At 69.4% G+C, this 25,413-nt stretch carries 25 protein-coding genes and 1 tRNA gene; 17 read left to right on the top strand and 9 right to left on the bottom strand.

The window, feature by feature from the left end:
• Nucleotides 1–4: 4 nt before the first annotated feature.
• Nucleotides 5–1,450 carry a GntT/GntP/DsdX family permease gene (locus AT699_RS28195; RefSeq protein ID WP_024070629.1) on the bottom strand — a complete coding sequence of 482 codons (1,446 nt, stop codon included), beginning with the start codon at nucleotides 1,448–1,450 and terminating at the stop codon, nucleotides 5–7.
• 231 nt (nucleotides 1,451–1,681) lie between these two features.
• Complete coding sequence (locus AT699_RS28190; protein ID WP_024070628.1) at nucleotides 1,682–2,689, bottom strand: quinone oxidoreductase family protein; 1,008 nt, start codon at nucleotides 2,687–2,689, stop codon at nucleotides 1,682–1,684.
• 252 nt (nucleotides 2,690–2,941) lie between these two features.
• On the opposite strand from AT699_RS28190, the gene AT699_RS28185 reads away from it, so the two are divergent.
• Both AT699_RS28185 and AT699_RS28180 read left to right on the top strand, forming a co-directional pair.
• Nucleotides 2,942–3,970, top strand: a complete 1,029-nt coding sequence (locus AT699_RS28185; RefSeq protein WP_024070627.1) for an alpha/beta hydrolase — start codon at nucleotides 2,942–2,944, stop codon at nucleotides 3,968–3,970.
• Nucleotides 3,971–4,083: 113 nt separating this feature from the next.
• Entirely contained in the window at nucleotides 4,084–4,947 is an 864-nt protein-coding gene (locus AT699_RS28180) for a LysR family transcriptional regulator (RefSeq protein ID WP_024070626.1), read from the top strand.
• 15 nt (nucleotides 4,948–4,962) lie between these two features.
• Here AT699_RS28180 and AT699_RS28175 read toward each other — a convergent pair whose 3' ends face one another.
• Entirely contained in the window at nucleotides 4,963–5,349 is a 387-nt protein-coding gene (locus AT699_RS28175) for a MerR family transcriptional regulator (protein ID WP_024070625.1), read from the bottom strand.
• 90 nt (nucleotides 5,350–5,439) lie between these two features.
• Here AT699_RS28175 and AT699_RS28170 point away from each other — a divergent pair, with 90 nt between their 5' ends.
• Complete coding sequence (locus AT699_RS28170) at nucleotides 5,440–6,348, top strand: alpha/beta fold hydrolase (RefSeq protein ID WP_024070624.1); 909 nt, start codon at nucleotides 5,440–5,442, stop codon at nucleotides 6,346–6,348.
• A gap of 28 nt (nucleotides 6,349–6,376) precedes the next feature.
• On the opposite strand, the gene AT699_RS28165 is transcribed toward AT699_RS28170, so the two are convergent.
• The gene (locus AT699_RS28165) at nucleotides 6,377–6,811 is read right to left on the bottom strand and encodes a SecDF P1 head subdomain-containing protein (RefSeq protein ID WP_024070623.1); all 435 of its coding nucleotides are present in this window, start codon (nucleotides 6,809–6,811) and stop codon (nucleotides 6,377–6,379) included.
• A gap of 188 nt (nucleotides 6,812–6,999) precedes the next feature.
• Between AT699_RS28165 and AT699_RS28160 the strand changes: the two genes are divergently transcribed.
• The 6 genes from AT699_RS28160 to otnK all read left to right on the top strand — a co-directional run bounded on the left by AT699_RS28160 (nucleotide 7,000) and on the right by otnK (nucleotide 12,250).
• Nucleotides 7,000–7,446, top strand: coding sequence for a hypothetical protein (locus AT699_RS28160; protein WP_024070622.1), 447 nt, complete (start codon nucleotides 7,000–7,002; stop codon nucleotides 7,444–7,446).
• Between the two features lie 187 nt (nucleotides 7,447–7,633).
• Nucleotides 7,634–8,272: a 3-oxo-tetronate 4-phosphate decarboxylase gene (otnC, locus tag AT699_RS28155; RefSeq protein WP_024070621.1), complete on the top strand. Its 639-nt coding sequence runs from the start codon at nucleotides 7,634–7,636 to the stop codon at nucleotides 8,270–8,272.
• Nucleotides 8,273–8,323: 51 nt separating this feature from the next.
• A complete protein-coding gene (gene otnI / locus AT699_RS28150; RefSeq protein ID WP_024070620.1) occupies nucleotides 8,324–9,115 on the top strand; it encodes a 2-oxo-tetronate isomerase in 792 nt (263 codons plus the stop codon).
• Nucleotides 9,112–10,089: a D-erythronate dehydrogenase gene (denD, locus tag AT699_RS28145; RefSeq protein ID WP_024070619.1), complete on the top strand. Its 978-nt coding sequence runs from the start codon at nucleotides 9,112–9,114 to the stop codon at nucleotides 10,087–10,089. Before otnI (AT699_RS28150) ends, denD begins: the two co-directional genes overlap by 4 nt.
• Nucleotides 10,086–10,991 (top strand): L-threonate dehydrogenase, encoded by a 906-nt coding sequence (gene ltnD, locus AT699_RS28140; RefSeq protein ID WP_024070618.1) that lies wholly within the window; start codon nucleotides 10,086–10,088, stop codon nucleotides 10,989–10,991. The genes denD and ltnD overlap by 4 nt, the downstream gene beginning before the upstream one ends.
• On the top strand, nucleotides 10,988–12,250 hold the full coding sequence (otnK, locus tag AT699_RS28135) for a 3-oxo-tetronate kinase (protein WP_024070617.1): 1,263 nt from the start codon (nucleotides 10,988–10,990) through the stop codon (nucleotides 12,248–12,250). Before ltnD ends, otnK begins: the two co-directional genes overlap by 4 nt.
• 46 nt (nucleotides 12,251–12,296) lie before the next feature.
• Here otnK and AT699_RS28130 read toward each other — a convergent pair whose 3' ends face one another.
• Both AT699_RS28130 and AT699_RS28125 read right to left on the bottom strand, forming a co-directional pair.
• On the bottom strand, nucleotides 12,297–13,004 hold the full coding sequence (locus AT699_RS28130; protein WP_024070616.1) for a FadR/GntR family transcriptional regulator: 708 nt from the start codon (nucleotides 13,002–13,004) through the stop codon (nucleotides 12,297–12,299).
• A gap of 67 nt (nucleotides 13,005–13,071) precedes the next feature.
• Entirely contained in the window at nucleotides 13,072–13,974 is a 903-nt protein-coding gene (locus AT699_RS28125) for a LysR substrate-binding domain-containing protein (RefSeq protein ID WP_223203263.1), read from the bottom strand.
• 133 nt (nucleotides 13,975–14,107) lie between these two features.
• Here AT699_RS28125 and AT699_RS28120 point away from each other — a divergent pair, with 133 nt between their 5' ends.
• The 5 genes from AT699_RS28120 (at nucleotide 14,108) to AT699_RS28100 (ending at nucleotide 20,728) form a co-directional block, all read left to right on the top strand.
• Nucleotides 14,108–15,439 (top strand): MFS transporter, encoded by a 1,332-nt coding sequence (locus AT699_RS28120; protein ID WP_024070615.1) that lies wholly within the window; start codon nucleotides 14,108–14,110, stop codon nucleotides 15,437–15,439.
• Complete coding sequence (locus AT699_RS28115; RefSeq protein WP_024070614.1) at nucleotides 15,439–16,530, top strand: M14 family metallopeptidase; 1,092 nt, start codon at nucleotides 15,439–15,441, stop codon at nucleotides 16,528–16,530. Before AT699_RS28120 ends, AT699_RS28115 begins: the two co-directional genes overlap by 1 nt.
• Before the next feature lie 212 nt (nucleotides 16,531–16,742).
• On the top strand, nucleotides 16,743–18,764 hold the full coding sequence (locus AT699_RS28110) for a TonB-dependent receptor domain-containing protein (protein ID WP_232254282.1): 2,022 nt from the start codon (nucleotides 16,743–16,745) through the stop codon (nucleotides 18,762–18,764).
• Nucleotides 18,765–18,838: 74 nt separating this feature from the next.
• Nucleotides 18,839–19,624: a 2-oxo-tetronate isomerase gene (otnI, locus tag AT699_RS28105; RefSeq protein ID WP_024070612.1), complete on the top strand. Its 786-nt coding sequence runs from the start codon at nucleotides 18,839–18,841 to the stop codon at nucleotides 19,622–19,624.
• A gap of 120 nt (nucleotides 19,625–19,744) precedes the next feature.
• Complete coding sequence (locus AT699_RS28100) at nucleotides 19,745–20,728, top strand: Bug family tripartite tricarboxylate transporter substrate binding protein (RefSeq protein ID WP_038504522.1); 984 nt, start codon at nucleotides 19,745–19,747, stop codon at nucleotides 20,726–20,728.
• A gap of 28 nt (nucleotides 20,729–20,756) precedes the next feature.
• Here the strand turns inward: AT699_RS28100 and AT699_RS28095 are convergent, their stop codons facing one another.
• The gene (locus tag AT699_RS28095) at nucleotides 20,757–21,656 is read right to left on the bottom strand and encodes an EamA family transporter (protein ID WP_024070610.1); all 900 of its coding nucleotides are present in this window, start codon (nucleotides 21,654–21,656) and stop codon (nucleotides 20,757–20,759) included.
• 21 nt (nucleotides 21,657–21,677) lie between these two features.
• Nucleotides 21,678–22,322, bottom strand: coding sequence for a LysE family translocator (locus AT699_RS28090; RefSeq protein WP_024070609.1), 645 nt, complete (start codon nucleotides 22,320–22,322; stop codon nucleotides 21,678–21,680).
• Between the two features lie 193 nt (nucleotides 22,323–22,515).
• Here AT699_RS28090 and AT699_RS28085 point away from each other — a divergent pair, with 193 nt between their 5' ends.
• Both AT699_RS28085 and AT699_RS28080 read left to right on the top strand, forming a co-directional pair.
• Complete coding sequence (locus AT699_RS28085; protein WP_024070608.1) at nucleotides 22,516–22,992, top strand: Lrp/AsnC family transcriptional regulator; 477 nt, start codon at nucleotides 22,516–22,518, stop codon at nucleotides 22,990–22,992.
• Between the two features lie 77 nt (nucleotides 22,993–23,069).
• Nucleotides 23,070–23,678, top strand: coding sequence for a LysE family translocator (locus tag AT699_RS28080; RefSeq protein ID WP_024070607.1), 609 nt, complete (start codon nucleotides 23,070–23,072; stop codon nucleotides 23,676–23,678).
• 73 nt (nucleotides 23,679–23,751) lie between these two features.
• On the opposite strand, the gene AT699_RS28075 is transcribed toward AT699_RS28080, so the two are convergent.
• Nucleotides 23,752–23,827, bottom strand: a tRNA-Phe gene (locus tag AT699_RS28075).
• 283 nt (nucleotides 23,828–24,110) lie between these two features.
• Between AT699_RS28075 and hemA the strand changes: the two genes are divergently transcribed.
• Nucleotides 24,111–25,385, top strand: a complete 1,275-nt coding sequence (gene hemA, locus AT699_RS28070; RefSeq protein WP_006389995.1) for a glutamyl-tRNA reductase — start codon at nucleotides 24,111–24,113, stop codon at nucleotides 25,383–25,385.
• Nucleotides 25,386–25,413: the final 28 nt, after the last annotated feature.

The following is a 25,413-nucleotide window of genomic DNA, read 5'->3' as shown; positions in this document are numbered from 1 at the left end:
CTCCTCAGACCAGGAAGAAGAACAGGGACGAGAACAGGCAGAGGTTCACCAGGATCACCGCCCAGCCGTTGTAGAGCATGTATTTGAGCTCGCCCGAGCGCGCCAGGCCCATCTGGCCGAACATGTCCGAGGTGGGGAACGGGCCGAACCAGTCGATCTGCGAACTGCCCAGGATAACCGCCGTGGTGGCCGCGGGGCCGACGCCGGCGGCCGCCAGCAGCGGGCCGAAGATCTTGGCGGTGAAGGTCATCTGCGCCACCGCCGCGCCGGGGATGTGGCCGATCACGTTGAACCACAGCACGATGACGCACAGCATGGCGCCGCTGATGCCGGCCAGGTGCGGCTTCGCCAGTTCCAGCACGGCGTGGTAGGCGTTGAGCTGGTCCACCAGCACCAGCACCGGGTTGAACAGCCAGAACAGGAAGAAGATCCAGATCAGCTTGCCGGTGCCCGCATACATCGCCTGCAGGATCGCGCGCGGACCCATGCCGCCGGCCAGGCCGGTGGTGGCCGCCAGCGACACCATGACGATGATGGCGAAGGCGTAGCCGGCCTTGGCGAGCACGCCGGCGGCCGCCATGATGATGATGGTCAGGCAGAACGCCCACGCCGCGCGCAGGGCCGTGGGGGACGGCGCGGCGTCCAGGTCGAGGGCGGCCATGCTGGCGCCGGCTTCCTCGTATTGATGAGTCGCCTCGGTCATCTTCTGGATGCGGCCCGACATGAACCAGCCGGCCAGCAGCGTCGCCACGGCCATCGGGATGCCCGCCACCAGCAGGTACTGCGGATAGCTCAAGCCGGTCAGGCCGGTCACGGTGACCACGTTGGGCGTGAAGGGCCCCAGCACCAGTCCGGCCGAGCCGGCGGTCTGGAACAGCGCGGCCACCGCGGGCGGCGACAGGCGCACCGCCGCCGCGATGGGGATCACCACCGCCGCGATGATGGCGTTGCCGCCGGCCAGGGTGCCGAGCGCGCCGCAGATCAGGGTCGAGGTCACCATGATGCCCAGGCGCACGCGCACCTGGTTCGACAGGCCGATGCGGCGCACGATGGCGCGCACCATCTGTTCCGCGGCGCCGGTGCGCGAGGCGACTTCGCCCACGCCGGCGCCGAGCACGATGATCAGGCCGACCACCGCGATGAACGACCCCAGTGATTCCGCCAGCAGTTTGCTCATGGCGATGGGCGTGGTGCCCGTCATGATGGCGCCGAGCACGATGGCGGCGATGGTGGACAGCACGATGTCCACGCCCAGCAGCGCGATGATGGCGAACACCAGCACGGGCGTCAGGCCCCACAGGCTGGTCTGGCCTGGCAGCGCGTAGTGGGTGTAGAGCGCGATGGCCAGCCCGACCAGGAATACCGCGATGGCGGCATTGCGCCGGCGTGGGTGAAACGAGCCGCCGGCGGGCGGGCGTGGCGCCGCCGCCGTTTGTGCCAATGAGGTCATGTCTTCTCCGTCCCTATCCAATCCGTGGCCAGGCCGTGACGCGCGGCGCGTCCGGCGGTTGTCGGCCTATTGTTGTGATCCCGCCTTGTGGGCGTTGCAGGCGTGGATTCCCAGCGGTCCAATGTCCAGGCCGCCGGGCCGCATCGGACGGCCTGGCGCTGGACGGTGAGAGTGTGGGCGTGACGGGCGACAGGTTCAAATGAGTGGTGCGGGTGCGACCATAACCAAAGGTTATGCGTTCGGCGCGGCGCCGATGCGCATGACCGACTTGCCGATCTGTTCGCGCGCTTCCAGCCGCGCATGGATGCACTGCACGTCTTCCATTTCGTAGCGGCCCTCGATGGCGATGTCCAGCGACCCTTCGAGCAGCGCGCCGAACACGGCGTCGGCGCGGCGCTGCACGGTGACGCCGTCCCGCATGTGGTCGGCCAGCCGCGGCCGCGTCAGGAACAGCGAACCGGCCTCGCCCAGTTCGATCGGATCCAGGTCGGTGACCGAGCCCGAGACATTGCCGTAGTTGATGACCAGGCCGCGCGCGCGGCAGGCGCGCAAGCTGTCGCGCAGGGTAGCCTTGCCGACCGCGTCGAACACCACGTCCACGCCCGCGCCGCCGGTGGCCTCGCGGATGCGGTCGGCGAAGCGGCCGTCGTCGTAGGGCAGGGCGTGGTGGGCGCCGCGCGCGCTGGCGACGGCGCACTTTTGCGCGCTGCTGGCGGTGGCGAACACGGTGGCGCCGCGCCGCGCGGCCATCTGCACCAGCAATTGGCCGATGCTGCCGGAAGCCGCGTGGATCAGGCAGGTGCTGCCCGGGCCCAGCCGGGCGATGTCCTCGATCAGGTAGTGCGCGGTGGCGCCCTGGAAGATCGCGGCGGCGGCCAGGTCGAATGGGATGGCGTCGGGGATCCTGGCGACCTTGGCCGCCGGCACGCTGGCGTACTCGGCGTAGCTGCCCCAGGCGATGCACCAGGCGACGCGGTCGCCGGGCGCCAGGTGCGTGACGCCGGCGCCGACCGCGACGATCTCGCCGGCGCCTTCCATGCCGAGGGTGCAGGGCAGGCGGACGGGATAGGTGGCGGAGGCCGCATACTTGCCCTGGCGGGTGTGCACGTCCATGAAGTTGATGCCGGCGTAGGCGACCCGCGCCACCACGTGGCCGGGCGCGGCATCGGGCATGGGATGGTCCGCGCGCATCTGCAGGACTTCGGGGCCGCCGTAGCGTTCTATCAGGATGGCTTTCACTGCGAAGGATTCCTTGTTGAGGGAGGGACGGCGCGCCGTGGCATCGATCGATGGCGGCCATCGTAGAAGGCGTGAATCGGTCTGGGAATTCCCCAGGAATTCACCGGGGGCGTGAGGAAATTGCCGGAACGGACGCGCCAATGCGCGGCGGCCGCGTGCAATCGCGGCGGGTGTTGGTCGACAAGCAGGATTAAGTCCCATTCCGGTTTGGGCTATGCTGCGGCAGGCGCCGCCGTTGCGGCGTGCCGAACCGTGTTCCATTCCGCCGACGGGCTGGCGCCCTGCGGCACGCGCAATCCCGAGAAGCCGATGTCCTCCCGTATCCTGTTCCGCCTTTGCCAAGCCGCCTTGTTCAGCGGCGTTCTCTGGAGCGCCGGTGCGCAGGCGCAGGCTCCGACGCCGAACGATGCGGGCGCGCCGGTCGCGCGCGGCGCGCAGCTTGTCGGCGAGACCGTGGCGGACCGGCCGTCGACGGTCTATCGCTTTGAAACGCATCGGCTCGATTCGGCCGATGGCAAGCGCCACTACCGCATCCAGATCGCCGTGCCGCGCCAGGCCGCGCCCGCCGGCGGCAGCGCGGTGTTGTACATGCTCGACGGCAACGCGGCGCTGGCCACGTTGACCGATGCCGACCTGCTGCGGTTGGGCGCGGGCGGGGCGCCGGTGCTGGTGGCCGTGGGCTACGACGTGCCGACGCGCAATGACGTGGTGGCGCGTGCCTATGACTACACGCCGCCCGTGTTCGAGCAGGGCGCGCGCCAGCCGAATCCGGTGGTGCTGGGCCGCGAGGGAGGCGGCGCGGACGAGTTCCTGGCCCTCTTGCGCGAACGGGTCAAGCCGCTGGTGCGCGGCCGCGCCGCGGTCGACGACAGACGCGAATACCTGTGGGGGCATTCCTATGGCGGCCTGTTCGCGCTGCACGTGCTGTTCACGCGGCCGGACACGTTCGCGCGCTACATCACGGGCGACCCGTCGGCCTGGTGGGCTGATGGCGCCCTGTTGCAGGAGTGGCGGCGCTTCGACGCGCGGCGCGCGGCCGGCAAGCGCGTGCTTGTGCTGGCGGGCACCAAGCCGCGCGATCCGGCGCGCCAGCGGCCCAATGCGCCGTCGACGCGGCCGGATGGCACGCCGATCGACCTGCAGCCTGCCGTGCGCGCGATGGTGGAAGGCCTGCGCGAAGGCGGCGCGGATGCCCGCTACGAGGCGTTTGCGCAGTTCGGCCACGGCGAGATGCTGCGGGTGTCGCTGGAGCGCGCGCTGCAGGTCGCGCTTGAACCCTAGAAGGCCATGGAAGCCGGGACCGGCTCGGCGCCGCGCCGGCGCATGGTAAAAGCGGCATCAGGACCCGGGAGTTTTCTCCCGCACGATCATCCCCGGCGTGAGTGGACAATCCGATGTTCGACTGGCAGGACCTGTATTACTTCACCGTCTTGGCGCGTACCCAATCGTTGTCGGCGGCCGCCCGTGAACTGCGGGTCGAGCATGCCACCGTGGGGCGCCGCATCGACGCGCTGGAAAAATCCCTGGGCCTGCGGCTGGTGGACCGGCTGCCGCGCAGCCGTCCGCTGACCGAGGACGGACGCGCGCTGGCGCGGCTGGCCGGCGCCATGAACGAGATCGCCACGGGAGTCGAACAGTTGTCGCGCATTGCCTCGATCGAGGTCGCCGGCACGGTCCGCGTCAGCGCGCCGCCGTCGCTGGCCAGCCACTGCATCGCGCCGCGGATCGCCGCGCTGCGCGAGCGGCATCCGAAGCTGAACGTGGTCCTGCTGCCGTCGCTGTCGCTGGTGGCGCTGGACCGCGGCGAGGCCGACATCGCCCTGCGTACCGTGCGCCCGGAAGAGGATGCGCTGGTGCGCAGGAAAATCGGCGTGGTGCGATTCGCGCTGTATGGCGGCGCCGGATACGCGGAACAGCCCGCCGAGCAGTGGCGCTTCATCGCGTATGACACGAGCGGCGACGCCCTGCCGCAACAGGCCTGGCTGCATCAGGTCCGCCGCCACCGGCCGGTGGTCTTTGCCGCCAGCGACCTGGCGGCGCAGCAAATGGCCGCGCGGTCAGGGCTGGGCGCCGTGGTGCTGCCCACGATCGTTGGCGACAGCGACGCCATGCTGCAACGGCTGGCGGTGGCGGGCGAGGCGCCGTCCCGCGATCTGTGGCTGGCGGTGTTTCCGGATTTGCGCCGGTCGCCGTCGGTCAAGGCGGTGATGGATTTCCTGGTGGAGTGCGTGCAGCAGGAACCACGGCTGCGCCCGTGACCGTCCTGCTCGCGGCTATTCGCGGGAGGTTGCGGCGCCCTCGGCCAGCATCTGGCGCAGGCGGGCGCGGCGACGTTCGAGGTCGGCGATCTGCCGTTCGACCGAGGCCAGGCGCTGGCGTTGCACTTCGGAGGTTTGCGGGCAGGCGGCCGCGCCCTCGATCATGCGCATGCAATCGGGAAAGCCCTGGATCTCGGCGAGACTGAAACCGGTTGCGATCAGGCGCTGGATCTGCCGCACCTGGCTGACCGCGGCGGGGGCAAAGTGGCGATAGCCGTTGTCGGCGCGCGAGGAGGCCAGCAGGCCGTGCGCGTCGTAATGGCGAATCGAGCGCAGGCTGGCGCCGGTGGCGCGGGCAAGGGCGCCGATCGACATCGGCTTGGCGGCGGGCGGGAGTGTCATGGCGAAGTTTCACGAGCCGGGCGCTTGACTCTAACACCGGTGTGAGGGTCGAGACTGCGATTCCCCTTTTGCCATCCAGGAGTCAGCCCCATGCCCGGCCAGCCTTTGTTCCGTCAATTCCGTCGCCTGCTGGCGATGATCGCCCTGCTGTCGGCGAGCGCCGCGGCATTGGCCGATGATCGCCAGTACACCGCCGTCGCGCCGGATGGCGTGACGCTTGCCATCCAGGAGTCCGGCGATCCGGCCGGCCCCGCCATCGTCTTCGTCCACGGCCTGCTGGGCAGCCGCCTCAGCTGGGAGGCGCAGTTGTCCAGCCCCCTGTTGCAGCGCTATCGCCTGATCGCCTACGACCTGCGCGGCCACGGCCAGTCGGGCAAACCGATCGCGCCGCAGGCCTACACCGATGGCCGGCGCTGGGCCGATGACCTGGCGGCCGTGATCGCCGCGTCGGGCGCGCGCCAGCCGGTGCTGGTGGGCTGGTCGCTGGGCGCCGCCGTGACGACCAACTACCTGGCCGCGTACGGCGACGGCGATGTCGCCGGCGCGGTCTACGTGGGCGGCGTGATCGAACTGGACGCCAGCCAGATCGCGCCGCATCCCGAGGTGTATCGCGGCATGGCGTCGACCGACCTGAAGAGGCACCTGGACGCCGAACGCGCCTTCCTGGCGCTGTGTTTCGAGACGCAGCCGGACACGGCCACGTTCGAGCGGCTGCTGGCCAACGCCGCCCTGGCGTCGCCCGGGATGCAGGCCGCGGTGCCGCGGATGACGATCGCGGCCCGCCAGGGCCTGGGCGCGATGCGCAAGCCGCTATGGCTGATCTATGGCGCGCGCGATGCGCTGGTGCGCGCCGAGCCGTCGCTGGAACGCGCCAGGCAGTTGAATCCGCGCGTGCGCGGCTCGGTATATGCGGCGTCGGGACACGCGCCGTTCGTGGAAGAGGCCGAGCGGTTCAACCGCGATCTGGCGGCCTTCGTCGACGCGGCGGCGGGGCGCTGACGCCCGCCGGAGGCACGCGGTCGGTGGTTCAGTTGCCCCCGGCCGGGGCGGACCGCTTGCTGGGCCGGGTGCCGATGTCGCCCGGGGTCGAGCCTTCGTCATCCACCGTGAGGCCGCCGCCATGCATGATGCCCTTGGCGATCTCGTCGGCGGACTTGCCGGCGAAGCCATGCTCGCCCGCGACGATGCGGAAGCTGTCGCCTTCGAGCGGGCTTTGCAGCGTGGCCGAGGACAGCAGCACGCCGTTCGAGCGCAGCTGGATGCGCTTGCCGACGCGGTCGCGGGTGAAGTCCGCCAGGGCCTGGCGGCTGTCGGGATGCAGCACCACGTCGACATAGCGCATCGAGGTTTGCGGGTCGACGCCGGCGGTGGCTTTGTCGGCCCGCAGGGCCACGCTTTCGGCGTGGGATGAGGCGGCCGCCAGCAGCAGCGCGGCGCAGGCGAGGGATCGGACAACGGTCATGGGCGGGCTCCGGGAAGCGGCGGATCGATGACGGCATCCTAGCCTCATCGACGGCGATGCGTATTACGACTTGTATGCGAACGCTGGCATTGCCTGCCGCCGGTGGGCTGGCGGGCATTTGGCCGCTAATATGGCGGCTCGATGATCGCCCCCCGGCCGCGTCCGGCCGCCGCAAGGAATCCCGTCACATGAAGCTGTCCGCCCCCTGGTTTCTGTCCTGCCTGCTGCTGGCCGGCGCGGCCCACGCCGGCTCTGCGCCGGCCGAGCTGTCGTGCGTTTCGGAAAGCGGCAAGGTGGCGCTGCGCGGCGCCATTCCGTCGCCGTCGTCGGAGGAACTCAACCTGACGCTGACCTATGGAAACGCGACGCAGGGCTTCGACTCGGGCGATGCCCCGGCCTACGTGGTGGCGGATTTTCCGCTCGGCGTCTTCACCCTTGTCGCCTCCGACGACGCCTGGCCGCTGACGCTGTACGCCTTGCCGGGCACCGTCGCGGTCAGGAAGGTTGCCAACGGGGATGTGGCCGGCACCTTCCAGGCCAGGCTGACCGGGCCGCGGCCGGGCGGCCCGACCGCCTCGGGAGCGGGCAATCCGCTCAAGGCGACCTTGAATTGCGACTACCGCTATTCGCTGTGAGGGCCGTCGCTCGCTAACGGGCGGACGGACGAGGAGGCGACGGACGAGGCAAGGCTCGCGCTACCGGGTAATCCCGCTACCGGCTTTTTCGGCAAAATTTGTATGATGACCATATGACTATGCCGAGGGAGGCGCGCATGCCGCAAGACTATTCCGCTGTCCGTCACCGCCCTGCGCGGGGCGCGCCATGAGCCTGGAAACCCGTATCCGCGAGGAGATTTGCACCGTCGGGGCCAGTCTCTACCAACGCGGCTACACCGTCGGCGCGGCCGGCAACATCAGTGCGCGCCTGGATGACGGCTGGCTGATCACGCCCACCGACGCCTGCCTGGGTCGGCTCGATCCGGCCGGGCTGGCCAAGGTGGACCTGGCCGGTAATCCGGTTTCGGGCGGCAAGCCTTCCAAGACCCTGGCGCTGCACCGGGGCATCTACCAGGCCGATCCCGCCGCGCGCGGCGTCGTGCATACGCATTCGACGCACCTGGTGGCGCTGACGCTGGCCGGCGTCTGGCGCCAGGACGAGGTGTTGCCGCCGATCACGCCCTACCAGGTGATGAAGGTGGGCCGCATTCCGCTGATCCCCTATCGGCGGCCGGGCGATCCGGTCGCGGCCGCGCGGGTGGCGGCGCTGGCGGCGCAGGTTCGGGGGGTGCTGTTCGAGCGCCTGGGGCCCGTGGTGTGGGAGCGGTCGGTGTCACACGCATCCCATGCGCTGGAGGAACTGGAAGAGACCGCGCGCCTGTGGCTGATGTCCGAGCCCCGGCCCGCGCCCCTGTCCGAGACGGCGATCGAGGAATTACGCGCCGTGTTCGGGGCGCGCTACTGATCCGCGCATCGCGCGGGCCGACGGCGCCCGCCACGACCTGAAGGAGCCGACATGCCGCGCCAGGCCGCGAACCTGAGCATGATGTATGCGGAACACCCGTTCCTGGAGCGCTTCGCCGCCGCCGCGCGCGATGGTTTCCAGGGCGTGGAGTTCCTGTTTCCCTATGACCATCCGGCCGCCGAGATCCGGACGCGGCTGCAGGCGCACGGCCTGACGCAGGCGCTGTTCAACGCGCCGCCGGGCGACTGGGCGGCCGGCGAGCGCGGTATCGCCGCGCTGCCGGGGCGCGAGGACGAGTTTCGCCGGGGCCTGGACCGGGCGCTGGAGTATGCCGCGGCGCTGGGCAACCGCAGCCTGCACGTGATGGCGGGACGGGTCCCGGCCGGGCAGGAGCGCGCCGCGCATCGCCAGGCCTACCTGCGCAACCTGGAAAGCGCCGCGCGCGCGGCCGCCAGCGCTGGCGTGACCATCGTGATCGAGCCGATCAATCCGCGCGACATGCCCGGCTATTTCCTGACGCGCCAGGACGAGGCCCAGGCCATCCGCGCCGAGGTTGGCGCCGACAACCTGCGGGTGCAGTTCGATTGCTACCACTGCCAGATCGTCGAGGGCGACCTGGCGGTGAAGCTGCGGCGCGACATGGCGGGCATTGGCCATATCCAGATCGCCGGCGTGCCGGACCGCCACGAGCCCGACCTGGGCGAACTGAACTACCCGTACCTGCTGGCGCTGGTCGACACGCTGGGCTACGCGGGCTGGATCGGCTGCGAATACCGGCCCAAGGGCGACACGACGGCGGGGCTCGGCTGGGCCAAACCCTATCTCGCGGGAGGCGAGCGATGAAGATACTGATTACCGGCGGCGCCGGCTTTCTGGGCCAGCGCCTGGCGCGCAAGCTGTTGGAACAGGGGCGATTGGCCCTGGGTGGCGAGCGCGTGCCGATCTCCCAGATCGACTTGCTCGACGTGACCCGGACCGACGCCATCAACGACACGCGCGTGCGTTCGGTCGAGGGCGACGTCGCCGATCCCGATTGCCTGCGATCCCTGATCGGCGCCGATACCGCGGTGATCTTCCACCTGGCCGCCATCGTCAGCGGCCAGGCCGAGGCCGATTTCGACCTGGGCATGCGCATCAACCTGGATGCCTCGCGCGCCTTGCTGGAGGCCTGCCGTCGGCAAGGCCATCGGCCGCGCGTGGTGTTCACCAGCTCGGTCGCGGTCTACGGCGGCGCCCTGCCGGAAACGGTGCGTGACGACACCGCGCTCAATCCGCAATCCTCCTATGGCACGCAGAAGGCCATCGCCGAGCTGCTGCTGGCGGACTACACGCGCCGCGGCTTCGTCGACGGCCGCGCGCTGCGCCTGCCCACCATCAGTGTGCGGCCGGGCCGGCCCAACGCGGCGGCCTCGTCGTTCGCCAGCGGCATCATCCGCGAGCCGCTCAATGGCGAGCCGGCGGCATGCCCGGTGGCCGCCGACACGCGCCTGTGGCTGCTGTCGCCGCGCCGGGCGGTGCAGGCCTTGATCGCCGGTTGCGAACTGGACGCCGGGGCGGTGGCGGATCGCCGGCCGATCAACCTGCCGGGCGTCTCGGTGACGGCGGCCGAGATGGTGCGGGCCTTGCGCGAGATCGCGGGCGACACGGTGGCCGACCGCATCCGCTGGCAGGCGGATGCGCGGGTGCAGGCCATCGTCGGCAGCTGGCCGGGCCGCTGGGACACGGCGCGGGCGGCGCGCCTGGGGCTGGAGGGCGACAGCGATTTCGCCGAGATCATCCGCGCCTACATCGGCGACGACTTGCGGGGGCAGGCATGAGCGCAGTCAACGAAATGCGCCCGGTCGGCGTGATCGGCCTGGGCGCGATGGGGGCGGGCATCGCGCAGAGCCTGCGCCGCGCCGGTTGCCGGGTGCATGCCTACGATATCCGGCCGGGCGTCGCGGCGGCGTTCGCCGAAGAAGGCGGCGTGGCCTGCGCGACGCTGGCCGACATGGCCGTCGCCTGCGAGGTGGTGGTCAGCGTGGTGGTGAACGCGCAGCAGACCGAGAGCGTGCTGTTCGGCGAGGGCGGCATCGCGGCGGCCATGCGGCCCGGCAGCGTATTCGTGATGTGCTCGACGGTGGACCCGGCCTGGTCTAGCGGGCTGGAGGCGCGCCTGGCGGCGTTGGGCATCCACTACCTGGATGCGCCGATCTCGGGCGGCGCGGCCAAGGCCGCGGCCGGCCAGATGACCATGATGACCGCCGGCACCGTAGCCGCCTATGCCGCCTGCGGCAACGTGCTGGAGTCGATGGCGGGCAAGGTCTACCGGCTGGGCGAGCGCGCCGGGGCGGGCAGCAAGGTCAAGATCATCAACCAGCTGCTGGCCGGCGTGCACATTGCCGTTGCGGCCGAGGCCATGGCGCTGGGTCTGCGCGAAGGCGTCGACGCCGATGCCTTGTACGAGGTCATCACCCACAGCGCCGGCAACAGCTGGATGTTCGAGAACCGCATGGCGCACGTGCTGGCGGGCGACTACACGCCACTGTCGGCGGTGGACATCTTCGTGAAGGACCTGGGGCTGGTGCTGGACACGGCGCGCCACAGCAGCTTTCCCTTGCCGCTGGCGTCCACCGCGCACCAGATGTTCATGCAGGCGTCGGCCGCCGGGCACGGGCGCGAAGACGACAGCGCGGTCATCAAGATCTTCCCCGGAATCACTTTGCCGGAGTCCGCATGACGATCAAACTGGGCTGCATCGCCGACGACTTCACTGGCGCCACCGACTTGGCCAACAACCTGGTGCGCGCCGGCATGCGCACCGTGCAGGCCATCGGCGTGCCGGCCGGACCGCTCGAGACGCCGGCGGACGCGGTGGTGGTGGCGCTCAAGACCCGCACGCTGCCGGCCGCCGAAGCGGTGGCGCAATCGCTGGCGGCGCTCGCCTGGCTGCGGGCGCAGGGCGCCGGGCAGATCTATTTCAAGTACTGCTCGACCTTCGACAGCACGCCCGCGGGCAATATCGGTCCGGTCGCCGATGCGCTGATGACGGCGCTGGATACGGATTTCACCATTGCCACGCCGGCCTTTCCCGACAACCAGCGCACGGTGTTCAAGGGCTATCTGTTCGCCGGCGACGTGCCGTTGAACGAATCGGGCATGCGGGATCATCCCTTGACGCCGATGACCGACGCGAACCTGGTGCGCGTGCTGGCGGCGCAGACGCGGCGCAAGGTCGGCCTGATCGACTACGCGGTGGTGGCGCGTGGCGCCCGCGCGATTCATGATCGCATCGACGAACTGCGGCAGGCGGGGGTGGAGATCGCCATCGTCGATGCCATCTCCAACGACGACCTGCTGGCGCTGGGCTCGGCGGCCAAGGGTATGCCGCTGGTGACCGGGGGATCGGGCGTGGCCATCGGCCTGCCTGGCAATTTGGGGCTGGCGCCGGGCGCCGCCGCCGGGCTGCCGCGCGCAGCGGGCGCGCAGGCCGTGGTGGCGGGCAGCTGCTCGACCGCCACCCAGGGGCAGGTGGCCGCGTTCATCGCGACCGGCCGGCCCGCGCTGGCGCTGGACCCGCTGCGTATCGACGCGGGCGATGACGTCGTGGCGCAGGCGCTGGCCTGGGCCGCGCCGCGCTTGCCCGACGGCCCCATCCTGATCTATTCGACCGCCCGGCCCGACGCGGTGCAGGCGGCGCAGGCCAGCCTGGGCGCGGCTCGCGCCGGCGCCCTGGTCGAGGACGCGATCGCGCGGATCGCGGCGGGCCTGGCGCGGCTCGGGGTGCGGCAGCTGATCGTGGCGGGCGGCGAGACCTCGGGCGCGGTGGTGCGGGCGCTGGGCCTGGCGCAACTGGCCATCGGCGAGCAGATCGATCCCGGGGTGCCGTGGTGCGCCGGGTACGCGCAGGCGGTGCAGGCGCGCATCAGCATCGCTTTGAAGTCGGGCAATTTCGGGGGCGCCGATTTCTTCACGCGGGCGTTCCGCCCGACTGCCTGAGGACCGATCGCCGGCCCTTGCGCCGCGCCTTCGAAGGCGGGCGCGTTCAGCGATGCGCCAGGCGCAGGCGCTTGGCCGCGTTGACCATGTGGATGCGGGCGGCTTCGCGCGCCGCGTCCTCGTCCTGGCGCCGGATGGCCTCGGCGATGGCTTCGTGTTCGCGCAGCACCGCGCGCATCTGGTCGGCGTGGCGCGCCTCGTTGCCGCGCGTGACGCGGGTGGCGGCTTCGAGATACTGGCTGACGAACGCCAGCGTGGCGAGGAAGTACGGATTGCCGGTGGCGCGCGCGATGCTGCGGTGGAAGGCCACGTCTTCCTTGACGCCGTCGCCACCGTTGTCGACCGCGGTGGCGATGGCCGCCAGCGCGTCGTCGATGGCCGCCATGTCGCGCTTGCCGCGCCGGGCGGCGGCTTGCGCCGCGATTTCGGTTTCCAGCGCGCGCCGCAGGTCGACGATGTGCAGCACCGCGTCCAGCGAGGCCAGCTCGGCCGCGTCGATGCGCAGCGCGCGGTTGCCGTCGTGGCCGGTGACGAACACCCCGCTGCCCTGGCGCGCCTCGACGATGCCGTCCTGGCGCAGCCGCGACACCGCTTCGCGGATGACGGTGCGGCTGACGCCGAACTGCTCGGCCAGGCGGGTTTCGGTGGGCAGCTTTTCGCCGGGCAGCACGCGGCCCGCGTCGATCTCGGCGAGCAACTGCTTGGCCACCGTATCGGTCAGCGTGGGGGGCGTGTTGAGTCGGGGAAACGCCATGGCATGGGGCCGCGTAAGCAAGGCGGGTCACCGCCCTGGGAGTGGGGGCTCATGATAACCCGCCGCATCAGGCCGGCGCGCGGGCGCGGTTCAGGCACTCGATGAAAAACTGCGCGGCCGGCGTCGGCGGCGAATCCGCCCGGGTCAGGATCGACACCCGCGCCGCCGGCAGCGGATGCGCCAGCGGCAATATGCACAAGGACGTCGGCGCCAGCACGCGGTGCAGGCCGTTGCGCACGAAAAAGCCCACCGCGTCGCTCTGGTCCAGTATCGCCAGCGCGATGGCGATGGACTGGCACGGAATCACGTCGGTGGGCGGCGGCAGGCCGCGTTCCGCATAGGCCAGGCGCAGCAGATTGGTGGGCGTCTGGGTATTGCCGGGCATCAGCCACAGCAGGTCGCGCAGTTCGGCCAGGTCGGTGGCGTGACGCAGCGGATGATCGGCGCGCGCGCCCACCGCCAGCGGCAGGGTGAACAGCGTGGTGCGGGCAAAGCCGTCATAGATGTCGCCGTCGTATTCGGTCTGCACCACCAGGTCGTAGCGGCCGGTTTCCAGCTGTTCGTGGCTGTAGGGTGGCGCGACTTCATGGAAGGCCACGGCAACGCGCGCCATGCGGGCGCGAAACGCGGCCAGCGCGGCCGGCAGTATCGGCAAGACCGATGAGCTGATGGCCAGGTTGAGCGTGCCGCCTTCGCCATCGCGCATCTGGTCGATGTCTTCCTGCGCCCGCCGGGCTTCCTGCAGGATCAGCACGGCGCGCTTGTGCAGCGCCTGGCCGTAGGGCGTCAGCTCGACCCCCTTGGCGCTGCGCCGCACCAGCTCGGCGCCCAGGCTCTGTTCCAGTTCGCGCAGGCTGCGCGTGGCCGCCGGCTGGGTCACGCACAGGGCGCGGGCGGCGGCGCGGATGCTGCCGTGTTCGGCGATCAGCACGAAGGCGCGCAACTGGCGCAGGTTCATCGGAGCGGGCACGGCGGGCTATAAGTAAAAGTCATCACTGCGCCAAAAATACTGTCTTTTGCGTTTCGCGGGCCATCCGTATATTCACTAGGCACGGTTACCGGAAACACGGGCCGGCACAGAGATCGGACATCAAGGGGAAAACATGTCTATCGCCATCGCGGCCGGCGCCGGCGCGCGCAGCCTGCATACGCCTTCCATGCGCCGGCGGGTCATCGCCGGCACCACCATCGGCAACGCGCTCGAGTTCTTCGACTTCACCGTATTCACTTTTCTGATGCTGGTCATCGGGCCGCTGTTCTTTCCGGCGGCCTCCAGTTACGGCCAGCTGCTGCTGACCACCGCCACGTTCGGCGTCGGCTTCCTGATGCGGCCCGTGGGCGGCATGCTGATCGGCTCCTACGCCGACCGCCATGGCCGCCGCGCCGCCATGACGCTGACACTGTGGCTGATGGGCCTGGGCTGTGCGCTGATCGCCGCCGCGCCCACGCACGCGCAGATGGGCCTGCTGGGGCCGGTCATGATGGTGCTGGCGCGGCTGATCCAGGGCTTTGCCGCCGGCGGCGAGGTCGGCGCCTCGACCACGCTGCTGGTCGAGCACGCGCCGCCGTCGCGACGCGGCTTCTATTCCAGTTGGCAGTTCGGCAGCCAGTCGCTCGGCGTGGCGCTGGGCGCGGTGGTGGTGGGCACGTTGACCGCCGCGCTCAGCGCCGAGCAGATGCAGGCCTGGGGCTGGCGGGTGCCGTTCGTGATCGGCATCCTGACGGTGCCGGTGGGCGCCTACATCCGCCGCAACCTGGAAGAGACGCTGCATGTCGAGGAGGCCGGGGCGCGCCGGCCGAGCGCCGCTGGCCACCAGCCGCTGCGCCGCGTCTTCGCCGAGCACAAGACCGAAGTGGCCAAGGGCATCTTGCTGATGATCGGCGGCATGGTGTGCGCGCAGATCATCGGCTTCTACATGCCGTCGTACGCCCACCGCGAGCTGGGCCTGCCGGCGACCTCGACCCTGTCGGCCAGCGTGGTGGTGGGCGTGGTCGGTTTTGCGTGCGCGCCGCTGGTCGGCATGCTGGCCGACCGGGTGGGGCGCAAGCGCGTGATCTTCTGGTCGCGGGTGACGACCGTGGCGGTGCTGCTGCCGTGCTTCCAGTGGCTGGTGGCGGCGCCCAGCAGCGCGCGGCTGATGCTGGTGGTGGCGCTGCTCTCGGTGCTGCTGGCGATGCAGTCGGCGCCCGGCATCACCATGCTGCCCGAATTGTTCCCCAAATCCGTGCGCACCACCGGCATGTCGGTGGTGTACGGCCTGGGGATTTCCGTGTTCGGCGGTTTCGCGCAGTTCTTCGTGACCTGGCTGCTGCACGTGACCGGCAATCCCATGGCGCCTGCCTGGTACCTGATGGTGGCGGTGGCGCTTTCCACGGTGGTGCTGTTCTGGATCCGCGACCGCACCGGCGACGATATCGACAACCAGGAGGCCTGATGCAATCCGCTAGCCCTTACTTTTCCCGCAGCTATGCTTTGGCGCGCGAGCGCTTCACCGCCGCAGCCCGGCCGCTGGCCACGCGCTTCGCGTCCTATGCCATCGAGCCCAAGGGGCGCGAAGGCGAGGACCTGGCCACCGACGTCGCCCTGATCGGCGATGCCGACGCCAAGCGGTTGCTGATCATGACCTCCGCCACCCATGGCGTGGAAGGCTTCTGTGGCTCGGGTTGCCAGCTGGCCCTGCTGGACGACGCCGAGATGCTCGAACGCGCGCGCCAGGCCGGCGTGGCGCTGTTGCTGGTGCATGCGGTGAATCCGCATGGTTTCTCGTGGATCGCGCGCACCGACGAAGGCAATGTCGACCTGAACCGCAACGCCCAGCCCTTCGACGGCCAGCCGCTGCCCGCCAACCCCGGCTACGGACAGATCCATGAACTGCTGCTGCCGGCGCAATGGCCGCCGTCGGACGCCAATCGCGCGCAGATCGCCGCCCATATCGACGAGCACGGCCTGCCGGCCTTCAAGCAGGCCGTGACACGCGGCCAGTACACGCACCCCGACGGCCTGTTCTATGGCGGCGACCGCCCGGCCGCGTCGCTGCTGAACTTGCGCCGCATCCTCCAGGAACATGCCGCCGGCTTTGCGCGGATCGGCTGGATCGATGTGCATACGGGGCTGGGACCGCGCGGACATGGCGAAAAGATCTACGCTGGCCGCCGCGACGATGCCGAGGTGGAGCGCGCCCGCCGCTGGTGGGGCACCGACATCGCCGTGCCCTACCAGGGCACGTCGGCCTCGGTGGACATCACCGGGCACCTGGCGGGCCTGATCTATCAGGCTTGTCCGAATTCAGTGCCCACCCTGATGGCGCTGGAGTACGGCACGCAGCCCTCCGAACAGGTGATCGATGCCCTGCGGGGCCGCAACTGGCTGCGCGCGCATGCCGACGCGGCGCCGACGTTGCGCGACCAGATCCTGCGCACGACGCTGGAGGCCTTCTATTGCGACGCGCCCGACTGGCATGGCGCGGTGCTGGGCCAGAGCCGCGTGGCGGTGCTGCAGGCGGTGCTTGGCTTGGCGTCCGGCTGAGTGTTGCCGGCAGGGCCGATTCCCGGGAATCGGCTTGTCTTGTCTCTGAGATGTTATATCATCCTTAGGTTTTCTGTAATGATATAACATCAATGAGGGTAAAGATGAAAGGCAAGACGCAGGACAAGCAGGCGTTGCGCGGCAGGTGGAACGCGGCCGGGGCGGGCAGGAGCCGGGGCGCGCGGGCGCTCAAGCCGCTGGTTTGCTCGCTGATGCTGGCCGCGCCGGTGGCGCAGGCCGAAACCGAGGCCGACCCGTCGCGCAACCGCACGCTGGCGCCGATCATCGTGTCGGCCAATCCGCTGGGGCTGGACCTGAACAGCACCATGCTGCCGGCTTCCGTGCTGGAAGGCGATGAGCTGGTCGAGCGGCGCGCCGGCACGCTGGGCGAAACCCTGAAAAGCCAGCCGGGCGTGAACAGCGACACCTTCGGCGGCGGCGCCAGCCGCCCCGTGATCCGCGGCCAGACCGCGCCTCGTGTGAAAGTGCTGTCCGACGGTTCCGAGGTGATGGACGCGTCCGGCATCTCGCCGGACCACGCGGTGACGGTGGAACCGCTGCTGGCCGAGCGCATCGAGGTGCTGCGCGGCCCGGCCACGCTGCTGTACGGCGGCGGCGCGATCGGCGGCGTGGTGAACGTGGTGGACAAGAAGATCCCCACCGCCGTGCCGGAGAAGGGCGTGGAAATGGAAGCCGAGTTGCGCGGGGCCACCGGCACCAAGGAGCGCGCCGGCGCCGTGGGCATCACCGCCGGCGAGGGCCAGTTCGCCGTGCGGGTGGAAGGCATGAAGCGGCGCACCAGCGATTACGACGTGCCGGACTGGCCCGGCGGCAAGCTGGAGGGTTCGTACAGCGAATCCTCCCAGGGCACGGTCGGCATGTCGTGGATCACGCCGCGCGGTTATGTGGGCCTGGCGTTCACGCACCTGGAAAGCACGTACGGCCTGCCCGGCCACAACCACGAGTATGAAGGCTGCCATCCGCACGGCACCCATCTGCATTGCGGTGGCCACGACCACGACCATGGCGACGAAGGCGAGGAAGGCCACGACCATGACCACGATCACGAACACGGCGGCGTGCCTTACGTCAAGCTGCGCAGCAACCGCCTGGACCTGCGCGCCGAATACCAGGATCCCTTCGCCGGCTTCGAGAAGATCCGCGTGCGTGGCGGACTGACCGACTACCAGCATGACGAGATCGAGGGCGGCCAGGTCGGCACCCGCTTCAAGAACAAGGGCTACGACCTGCGCGTGGAACTGCAGCACAAGCCCGTGGCCGGCTGGCGCGGGGTGATCGGCCTGCAGAATGCCTACAGCGACTTCCGCGCCGATGGCGAGGAAGCCTTCCTGCCGCGCAGCCGGACCCGTTCGAACGGCCTGTTCGTGCTGGAGGAATACCAGTTGAACGACTGGCGCTTCGAAGTCGGCGCGCGCCAGGACTGGCAGCGCATCGCGCCGTCCGGCGGCGCCTCGCGCAGCAGCCTGTCGGGCACCTCGCTGTCGGCCGCCGCCATCTGGGACTTCGCGCCGCAGTATTCCGTGGCGCTGTCGCTGTCGCGTTCGCAGCGCCTGCCGAGCGCGCAGGAGCTGTACGCCGATGGCGTGCACCTGGCCACCAACACCTACGAACTGGGCAACTCGGGCCTGGGCCGCGAGACCTCGCACAACATCGACCTGACCCTGCGCAAGCACGCCGGCGACACCACTTTCTCGGCCAGCGTGTTCCACAACCGCGTCAAGAACTACATCTACGCCGACACGCTCGACCGCTACGAGGACTTCCGCCTGATCGAGTACACCCAGCGCGACGCCGAATTCACCGGCGTGGAAGGCGAGCTGCGGCACCAGTTCACGCCGGTGTTCTCGGCGGCGGTGTTCGGCGACTATGTGCGCGGCAAGCTGACCGGCGGCGACGGCAACCTGCCGCGCATCCCGGCGGCGCGCGCCGGCCTGCGCGGCAACGTCAAGTGGCAGCAATGGTCGGGCGGCATCGAATACGCCCGCGTGTTTTCGCAGAAGGACATTGCCGCCTACGAAAGCAGCACGCCGGGCTACAACCTGGTCAACGCGGTGGTGGCGTATCGCGGCCGCTACGGCGCGACCGGCTATGAAGTCTATCTGCGCGGCACCAACCTGCTGAACAAGCTGGCGTACAACCACGCTTCGTTCATCTCCTCGGTGGCGCCGCTGCCGGGCCGCAGCGTGATGCTGGGCGTGCGCATGACCTATTGAGGCGTGCCGGCGAAGCCGGATTCCGCGGGCGGATATGCTAAGTTCCAGCCATGCCGTCCGCCCCGGAGTCCGCCATGCTGAAGTTCGCCGCCAATCTGTCGATGATGTACCCGGAACATGCGTTCCTGGACCGCTATGCGGCCGCCGCGGCCGACGGTTTCGCGGGCGTGGAATGCATGTTTCCCTACGAGGCGCCTGCCGCCTTCGTGCGCGAGCGCATGGATGACGCGGGCGTGTCGCAGGTCCTGTTCAATGCCCCGCCGGGCGTGAGCGCGCGCGGCGAACGCGGGCTGGCCGCGCTGCCGGACCGCCAGGACGAATTCCGCGCCGGTATCGAGCAGGCGCTGGGCTATGCGACTGTGCTGGCCTGCTCGCAGGTGCACGTGATGGCCGGCGTGGCGCCGGATGGCGTCGCGCGCGACGCCATGCTGGACTGCTACCGCGAGAACCTCGACTGGGCCGCGCGCCAGGCGCGTTCGGCCGGCGTGACGCTGCTGATCGAACCCATCAACACGCGCGACATTCCCGGTTATTTCCTCAATCGGCAGGACGAGGCCCACCAGGTGGTGCAGGCCGTCAACGCGCCCAACCTGAAGGTGCAGATGGACCTGTACCACTGCCAGATCGTCGAGGGCGACGTCACCGCCAAATTGCGCCAGTACCTGCCCACCGGACGCGTCGGGCACCTGCAGATCGCTGGCGTGCCGCTGCGCCAGGAGCCCGACCGTGGCGAGCTGGACTACGGCTGGATCTTCTCGGTGCTGCGCGAACTGGACTATGCCGGCTGGATCGGCTGCGAGTATCGCCCGGCGGCCGCCACATCCGCCGGCCTGCGCTGGCTGGCCGCGGCCCGCGCTTGAGCGGCAACCGGCGTATCGCCATGATGCTGTCCCCATGATCGGCCCCGCATGCCATGCTCGCCGCCTGCCGAAAATATAGTTAATATGTTAATTAAATAAAGAACACCAGGAGACAACCGCATGTCCAGAAGAGGTTTCATCCACCGCGCGCTGGGGACGCTGGCCGCCGCCGCGCTCGCGGCGAGCGCCATGCCCGCGTGGGCCGGCGATTTTCCCGACCATCCGATCCGCTGGCTGGTGCCTTTCAGCGCTGGCGGCGGCAGCGACCTGGCCACCCGCATCGTCGCCAAGCATGTCAGCCAGACACTGGGCCAGCCGGTGGTGGTGGAGAACCGGCCCGGCGCCGCCACCATCGTGGCGGCCCAGGAAACCGCGCGCGCCGCGCCCGACGGCTATACGGTGATGACCGCGGGCATGAGCACGCTGGCCCTGAATCCGTGGCTGTACAAGCAACTGCCCTATGACCCGTGGAAGGACCTGACGCCGGTCTCCACCCTGGTGGCGCTGCCTATCGTGCTGGTGGCCTCGCCGGCTTCCGACCTGGACAACATGCCGGACGTGATGGACTACCTGTCGCGCAACAAGACGGCCAGCTATGCGTCGCTGGGCGTGGGCAGCCCGCACCATCTGGCGATGGAGCTGTTCCTGTCGATGTTCGGCGCCAAGGCCACCGCGATTCCCTACAAGGGCACGCCGCCTGCCTTGCAGGACGTGGCCGCGGGCGTGGTGCCGCTGATGATGGCGGACCTCGCCGCGGCGCGGCCGTTGATCGAGGCAGGCAAGCTGCGTGCCATCGCGGTGCCGGCGTACGAGCGTTCGGAGCAGTTGCCCGAGGTGCCGACCTTCGGCGAGAGCGGCGGGCCGCCGCTGGAGGCCGCCGCCTGGCAAGGGGTGGTGGCCCCGGCGCGCACGCCGCGCGAGGTGGTGGACAAGCTCAGCGGCGCGATCCAGGCGGCGTTGAAGTCACCCGAGGTGGTCAAGCAGCTCAAGTTGCAAGGCATGGAGCCCATGGGCAGCTCGTCCAACGAATTCTATGACTACGCGCGCCGTCAGTACGACAGCTGGGGCGCGGTGATCCGGCAGAAGAACATTTCGGTGGATTGACGCGGCGCGGCGGCGCGCCCGCCGCGGCCTACCCGGCCGCGGCGGCGCGGTTCTGGCGGCGCGCGGTGGCGGCGCAGCCCGCCGAGGCGATGATGATGCCGCAGATCGCCAGCCACTGCGTGCCGGACAGGTGCTCGTTCAGCACGATGACGCCGGCCAGCGCGCCCATGGCGGGTTCCATGCTCAGCAGCACGCCGAAGGTCTTCTGCGGCAGGCGCCGCAGGGCCACCATTTCCAGCGAATAGGGCAGGGCGCTCGACAGGATGCCGACCGCGACGCCGGCCAGGATCAGCTTCGGGTCCAGCAGCGCCATGCCGGCATGGGCCGCGCCCACCGGCAGCGCCACCATGGTGGCCGCCAGCAGTCCCAGGGAAGTGGCCTGCCCGCCATGCACGTTGCCGGCCATCTTGCCGAATATGATGTACAGCGCCCAGCAGACAGCCGCGCCCAGCGCATAAGCGATACCGACGGGATCGAGGTCGTGCATCGACTGGCCGGTCGGGATCAGCAGCACCAGCCCGGCCAGCGCGCAGGCGATCCAGACGAAGTCGATGGCGCGCCGCGACAGCACCACCGCCAGCGTCAGCGGGCCGGTGAACTCGATGGCGATGGCCACGCCCAGCGGCAGGGTCCGCAGCGCCATGTAGAACAGCAGGTTCATGCAGGCCAGCGTCACGCCATATAGCGCGATCTTGGCGGCATTGCGAGCGGTCAGCGGAAAGCGCCATGGGCGCCAGAACGCGATCAGGATGATGGCGCCGATGACGATGCGATAGGCCGTCGTGCCCTGCGCGCCAACCTCGGGAAACAGCGATTTGGCGAACGATGTGCCGACGCACAGCGAGGCCATGGCGCCGATCAGCGACAAGGTCGGCATCAGGGTGGAGGCGGAGGCATCGCGTCCGGAGGGAAGAGTGGCGGCGGTCATGGTGCTGCGTCTGCGGAAGAATCAGGGGGTGAGGGTCGAGGCGGTGGAGTAGAGCACGTAAAGGGCCAGCGCCAGCATGATCGCGCCCAGTAGTCCCTGCTGCATGCGCAGGAACCACGGGTTGCGGCCCACCCAGCCGCGGATGCGCGATGCGCCGTAGGCGAAGCAGCTGCCATAGGGCAGGCTCAGCGCCTTCATGGTCACGCCCAGCACCAACATCTGGAGCCATACCGGACCGTTGTCCGGGGTGGTGAACTGCGGCAGGAAGGCGATCATGAACAGCAGCACCTTCGGGTTCAGCAGGTTGGTCATGAAGCCCTGCCAAAAAGCGTCGCGCGCATCGCCGGGACGCGCGGCCAGGGAGATGTCGGCGTCGCGGGCGCAGCGCAGGATGGCCTTGATGCCCAGGTAGCCCAGGTACAAGCCGCCGGCCGCCTTGATCGCCAGGAACAGCGTCGGAAACGCCTGCAGCACCGAGGCCAGCCCCAGCACCACGGCCGGCACCTGGATGAATCCGGCCGCCACGTTCCCCAGCACACTGTGGAAGGCAGGCCGGAAGCCCTGCGTCATGCCTCGCGACAACGTCAGCGCCATATCAGGGCCGGGGGTGAGTTTCAACGCCGCGTCGGCGGCCAGGAAAAGCAGGAAAAGCTGGAGTGACGGCATGGGAATCGGGCTGCGCCTGGCCGCGAGGGCGGCCAGAGGGTTCCCAGTGTAAGCAAGGCGGGTGATTAATTCCTGCAGCCGGCGGTGCGCAAATGAAGTTTCCCGTCGAATTTGGGGGCGGGTCGTGGCGCACACCCGTTTAGAATCGTCCTACGGGCCCGCGTGGCCTGGATCGCCGCGGCGCCGAGACCCCATGGAACTAGACGATTTCGACCTTCAGATCCTGCAGAGCCTGCAGGAAGACAACCAGCGCACCAGCCAGGAGGTGGCCGAGCGCGTGAACCTGTCGCCGGTATCGTGCCTGCGCCGCATGAAGCGGTTGCGCGAGTCCGGCGCGGTGCTGGGCGACGTCTCGGTGGTGGACCCGGCGGCGGTGGGGCGCGACATCATGATGGTGGTGCTGGTGTCGCTCGAAAGCGAGCGCGCCGACAAGCTCGACACCTTCAAGCGCGCCATGCGCCAGGCGCCGGAGATCATGCAGTGCCTGGCGGTCACGGGCGAAGTGGATTTCGTCGTCACCATGACCGTGCGCGACATGGCGGAATACGATGCGTTCGCGCAGCGCCACTTCTGGGGCGATCCCAATGTGAAGCGCTTTTCGACGCTGGTGGTGATGAATCGCGTGAAATACGGATTGGCGGTGCCGACGATGCCGTCGCACGAGGCATAACGTGCCGGCCGGAGATTGCGGGCCCCGAGCCGGCGGCGCTAGACTGGCCGCCTCCCTCCTTTGCGCATATCCCCGCCATGGCCTTGCATAGCTGGCTCATCTATCTGGTTGCCGTGATGGGCCTGTCGATCACGCCCGGTCCCAATACCTTGCTGGCGCTGACCCACGGCGCGCTGCATGGCCATCGCAAGGCGCTGTGCACCATCGCCGGCGGCGCGGTCGGCTTCATCGCCCTGATTGCCCTGTCGATGCTGGGCATCAGCGCGCTGCTCAAGGCCTGGGGGCCGGCGCTGACGGTATTGAAATGGGCTGGCGGCGCCTACCTGATCTGGCTCGGCATCCAGCTGTGGCGCTCGCCCGGCGTGCAACTGCGCCCGGCGCCCGACATGCCGCGGCTGCGCGGCACGCGCATGTTCAGCCAGGGATTCCTGTCGGCGATTTCCAACCCCAAGGCGCTGCTGTTCTATGGCGCGTTCCTGCCGCAGTTCATCGATCCGGCGCGCAGCCTGTTCACGCAGTTCGTGATCATGGCCGCCACCTTCGCGGTCATCGAGTTCCTGGTGGAATACGTGCTGGCCCGCCTGGCGCACCGCGTGCGGCCGTGGCTGGAGCGCGCCGGCCGGCGCTTCAACAAGGTGTGCGGGGGATTGTTCGCGGCGATGGGAGTGGCGTTGCCGGGGTCTTGAACGTCGCCCGTCAATGCCAATGCCAACGCCACAATGCAAAAGCCCGGCTCCAAGGAGCCGGGCTTTTTAATTCTGGTGGCCTGGGGCGGAATCGAACCACCGACACGCGGATTTTCAATCCGCTGCTCTACCAACTGAGCTACCAGGCCAACGAAGTCCGCAACTATACACAATTTTTTGGACTTGTGCCAGCCGCCTCGAAAAAAGTGTGAAGAATTTTCGGGCCGCCTTCCAACGCGACAAGCGACAGGGGCGCATGGTATCGCAAACGGCCATTGCATGGGGTGCGACACACGGTCGCGGCCAGGGGCCCGAATGGCGTGGGGATAACCCGCGGGAGTATAATCATGGCCGGTCCGCTGTTACATGCACGCTGCACCGCATGGGCTTTGCGGGGACCACAGCTCTAATACTCACGGCCTTGTCCTTTACATGTCGGTAGCTGTCCTAGCCTTCGGTCTGAATCACACGTCCGCGCCGGTTTCGGTTCGCGAACGCGTGTCCATGCCCGTCGATCTGGTCAAGCCGGCGCTGGAAGGCCTGCGTTCCGCGTTCGGCGGATCGGTGCGCGAAGCCGCCATCCTGTCGACCTGCAACCGCACCGAAATCTATTGCGCCGCCGATGGCCACGTGGCCGACCAGCTGCCCGCGTGGCTGGCCGAGCACAACCGCCTCGATGCCGGCACGCTGCGCCCGCATCTGTACCGCCACCAGCAGGACGACGCCGTGCGCCACGCCTTCCGCGTGGCCAGCGGGCTCGATTCCATGGTGCTGGGCGAAACCCAGATCGTCGGCCAGATGAAGGACGCCGTGCGCGCGGCTGGCGAAGCCGGTTCGCTCGGCACGCTGCTGCACCAGATGTTCCAGCGCACCTTCTCGGTGGCCAAGGAAGTCCGTTCGCAGACCGCCATCGGCGCGCAGTCGGTGTCCATGGCCGCCGCCGCGGTGCGCCTGGCCGAACGCGTGTTCGGCAACCTGGACCAGGCCCGCACGCTGTTCATCGGCGCGGGCGAAATGATCGAGCTGTGCGCCACCCACTTCGCCGCGCAGCGTCCGCGCAGCATGGTGGTGGCCAATCGCACGGCCGAGCGCGCCGAGCTGCTGGCCAACCGGTTCTCGGCCAGCACCATGAAGCTGTCGGACCTGACCGAGCGCCTGTCCGAATTCGACGTGGTGGTCTCCTGTACGGCCAGCTCCCTGCCCATCCTCGGTTTGGGGATGGTGGAACGGGCCACGCGCCTGCGCCGCCACCGTCCCATGGTGATGATCGACCTGGCCGTGCCGCGCGACATCGAACCCGAGGTCGGCCGCCTGGACGACGTCTACCTGTATTCCGTCGATGACCTGGGCCGCCTGGTCCAGACCGGCACCGACGCCCGCCGCGCCGCCGTGGTGCAGGCCGAGGCCATCATCGAAACCCGCGTCCAGGGCTTCATGCACTGGATGCAATCGCGCGAAGTGGTGCCCGTCATCCGCGACCTGCACCAGGCCGCCGAAGACGTCAGCGCCGCCGAACTCGAACGCGCCCGCCGCCTGCTGGCGCGCGGCGAATCGCCGGAGGCCGTGCTCGAGCAACTGGCCCACGGCCTGACCCAGAAATACCTGCATGGCCCGCTGGCGGCGTTGAACCGCAGCGAAGGCGAGGACCGCAAGCAACTGCTTGCCTGGATGCCGCGCCTGTTCCCCGGCCGCGACTCGCGCCGTTAGCGGCGCTGCTTCCGCCCCGCCTTGCGGC

This window comes from Achromobacter xylosoxidans, from assembly GCF_001457475.1.
GTDB classification, from domain to species: domain Bacteria; phylum Pseudomonadota; class Gammaproteobacteria; order Burkholderiales; family Burkholderiaceae_B; genus Achromobacter; species Achromobacter xylosoxidans.
This window is presented reverse-complemented; position numbering and strand designations above follow the sequence as displayed.

Bases quoted from the DNA above. Each gene is read 5' to 3' on its own strand.
- AT699_RS28170 (WP_024070624.1), top strand. From the start codon at position 5,440: ATGCCCGGCCAGCCTTTGTTCCGTCAATTCCGTCGCCTGCTGGCGATG.
- AT699_RS28180 (WP_024070626.1), top strand. From the start codon at position 4,084: ATGTTCGACTGGCAGGACCTGTATTACTTCACCGTCTTGGCGCGTACC.
- denD (WP_024070619.1), top strand. From the start codon at position 9,112: ATGAAGATACTGATTACCGGCGGCGCCGGCTTTCTGGGCCAGCGCCTG.
- otnK (WP_024070617.1), top strand. From the start codon at position 10,988: ATGACGATCAAACTGGGCTGCATCGCCGACGACTTCACTGGCGCCACC.
- AT699_RS28130 (WP_024070616.1), bottom strand. From the start codon at position 13,004: ATGGCGTTTCCCCGACTCAACACGCCCCCCACGCTGACCGATACGGTG.
- otnC (WP_024070621.1), top strand. From the start codon at position 7,634: ATGAGCCTGGAAACCCGTATCCGCGAGGAGATTTGCACCGTCGGGGCC.
- AT699_RS28090 (WP_024070609.1), bottom strand. From the start codon at position 22,322: ATGCCGTCACTCCAGCTTTTCCTGCTTTTCCTGGCCGCCGACGCGGCG.
- AT699_RS28120 (WP_024070615.1), top strand. From the start codon at position 14,108: ATGTCTATCGCCATCGCGGCCGGCGCCGGCGCGCGCAGCCTGCATACG.
- AT699_RS28085 (WP_024070608.1), top strand. From the start codon at position 22,516: ATGGAACTAGACGATTTCGACCTTCAGATCCTGCAGAGCCTGCAGGAA.
- ltnD (WP_024070618.1), top strand. From the start codon at position 10,086: ATGAGCGCAGTCAACGAAATGCGCCCGGTCGGCGTGATCGGCCTGGGC.
- AT699_RS28110 (WP_232254282.1), top strand. From the start codon at position 16,743: ATGCTGGCCGCGCCGGTGGCGCAGGCCGAAACCGAGGCCGACCCGTCG.
- AT699_RS28160 (WP_024070622.1), top strand. From the start codon at position 7,000: ATGAAGCTGTCCGCCCCCTGGTTTCTGTCCTGCCTGCTGCTGGCCGGC.
- AT699_RS28095 (WP_024070610.1), bottom strand. From the start codon at position 21,656: ATGACCGCCGCCACTCTTCCCTCCGGACGCGATGCCTCCGCCTCCACC.
- AT699_RS28115 (WP_024070614.1), top strand. From the start codon at position 15,439: ATGCAATCCGCTAGCCCTTACTTTTCCCGCAGCTATGCTTTGGCGCGC.
- hemA (WP_006389995.1), top strand. From the start codon at position 24,111: ATGTCGGTAGCTGTCCTAGCCTTCGGTCTGAATCACACGTCCGCGCCG.
- AT699_RS28175 (WP_024070625.1), bottom strand. From the start codon at position 5,349: ATGACACTCCCGCCCGCCGCCAAGCCGATGTCGATCGGCGCCCTTGCC.
- otnI (WP_024070612.1), top strand. From the start codon at position 18,839: ATGCTGAAGTTCGCCGCCAATCTGTCGATGATGTACCCGGAACATGCG.
- AT699_RS28100 (WP_038504522.1), top strand. From the start codon at position 19,745: ATGTCCAGAAGAGGTTTCATCCACCGCGCGCTGGGGACGCTGGCCGCC.
- AT699_RS28080 (WP_024070607.1), top strand. From the start codon at position 23,070: ATGGCCTTGCATAGCTGGCTCATCTATCTGGTTGCCGTGATGGGCCTG.
- AT699_RS28195 (WP_024070629.1), bottom strand. From the start codon at position 1,450: ATGACCTCATTGGCACAAACGGCGGCGGCGCCACGCCCGCCCGCCGGC.
- otnI (WP_024070620.1), top strand. From the start codon at position 8,324: ATGCCGCGCCAGGCCGCGAACCTGAGCATGATGTATGCGGAACACCCG.
- AT699_RS28165 (WP_024070623.1), bottom strand. From the start codon at position 6,811: ATGACCGTTGTCCGATCCCTCGCCTGCGCCGCGCTGCTGCTGGCGGCC.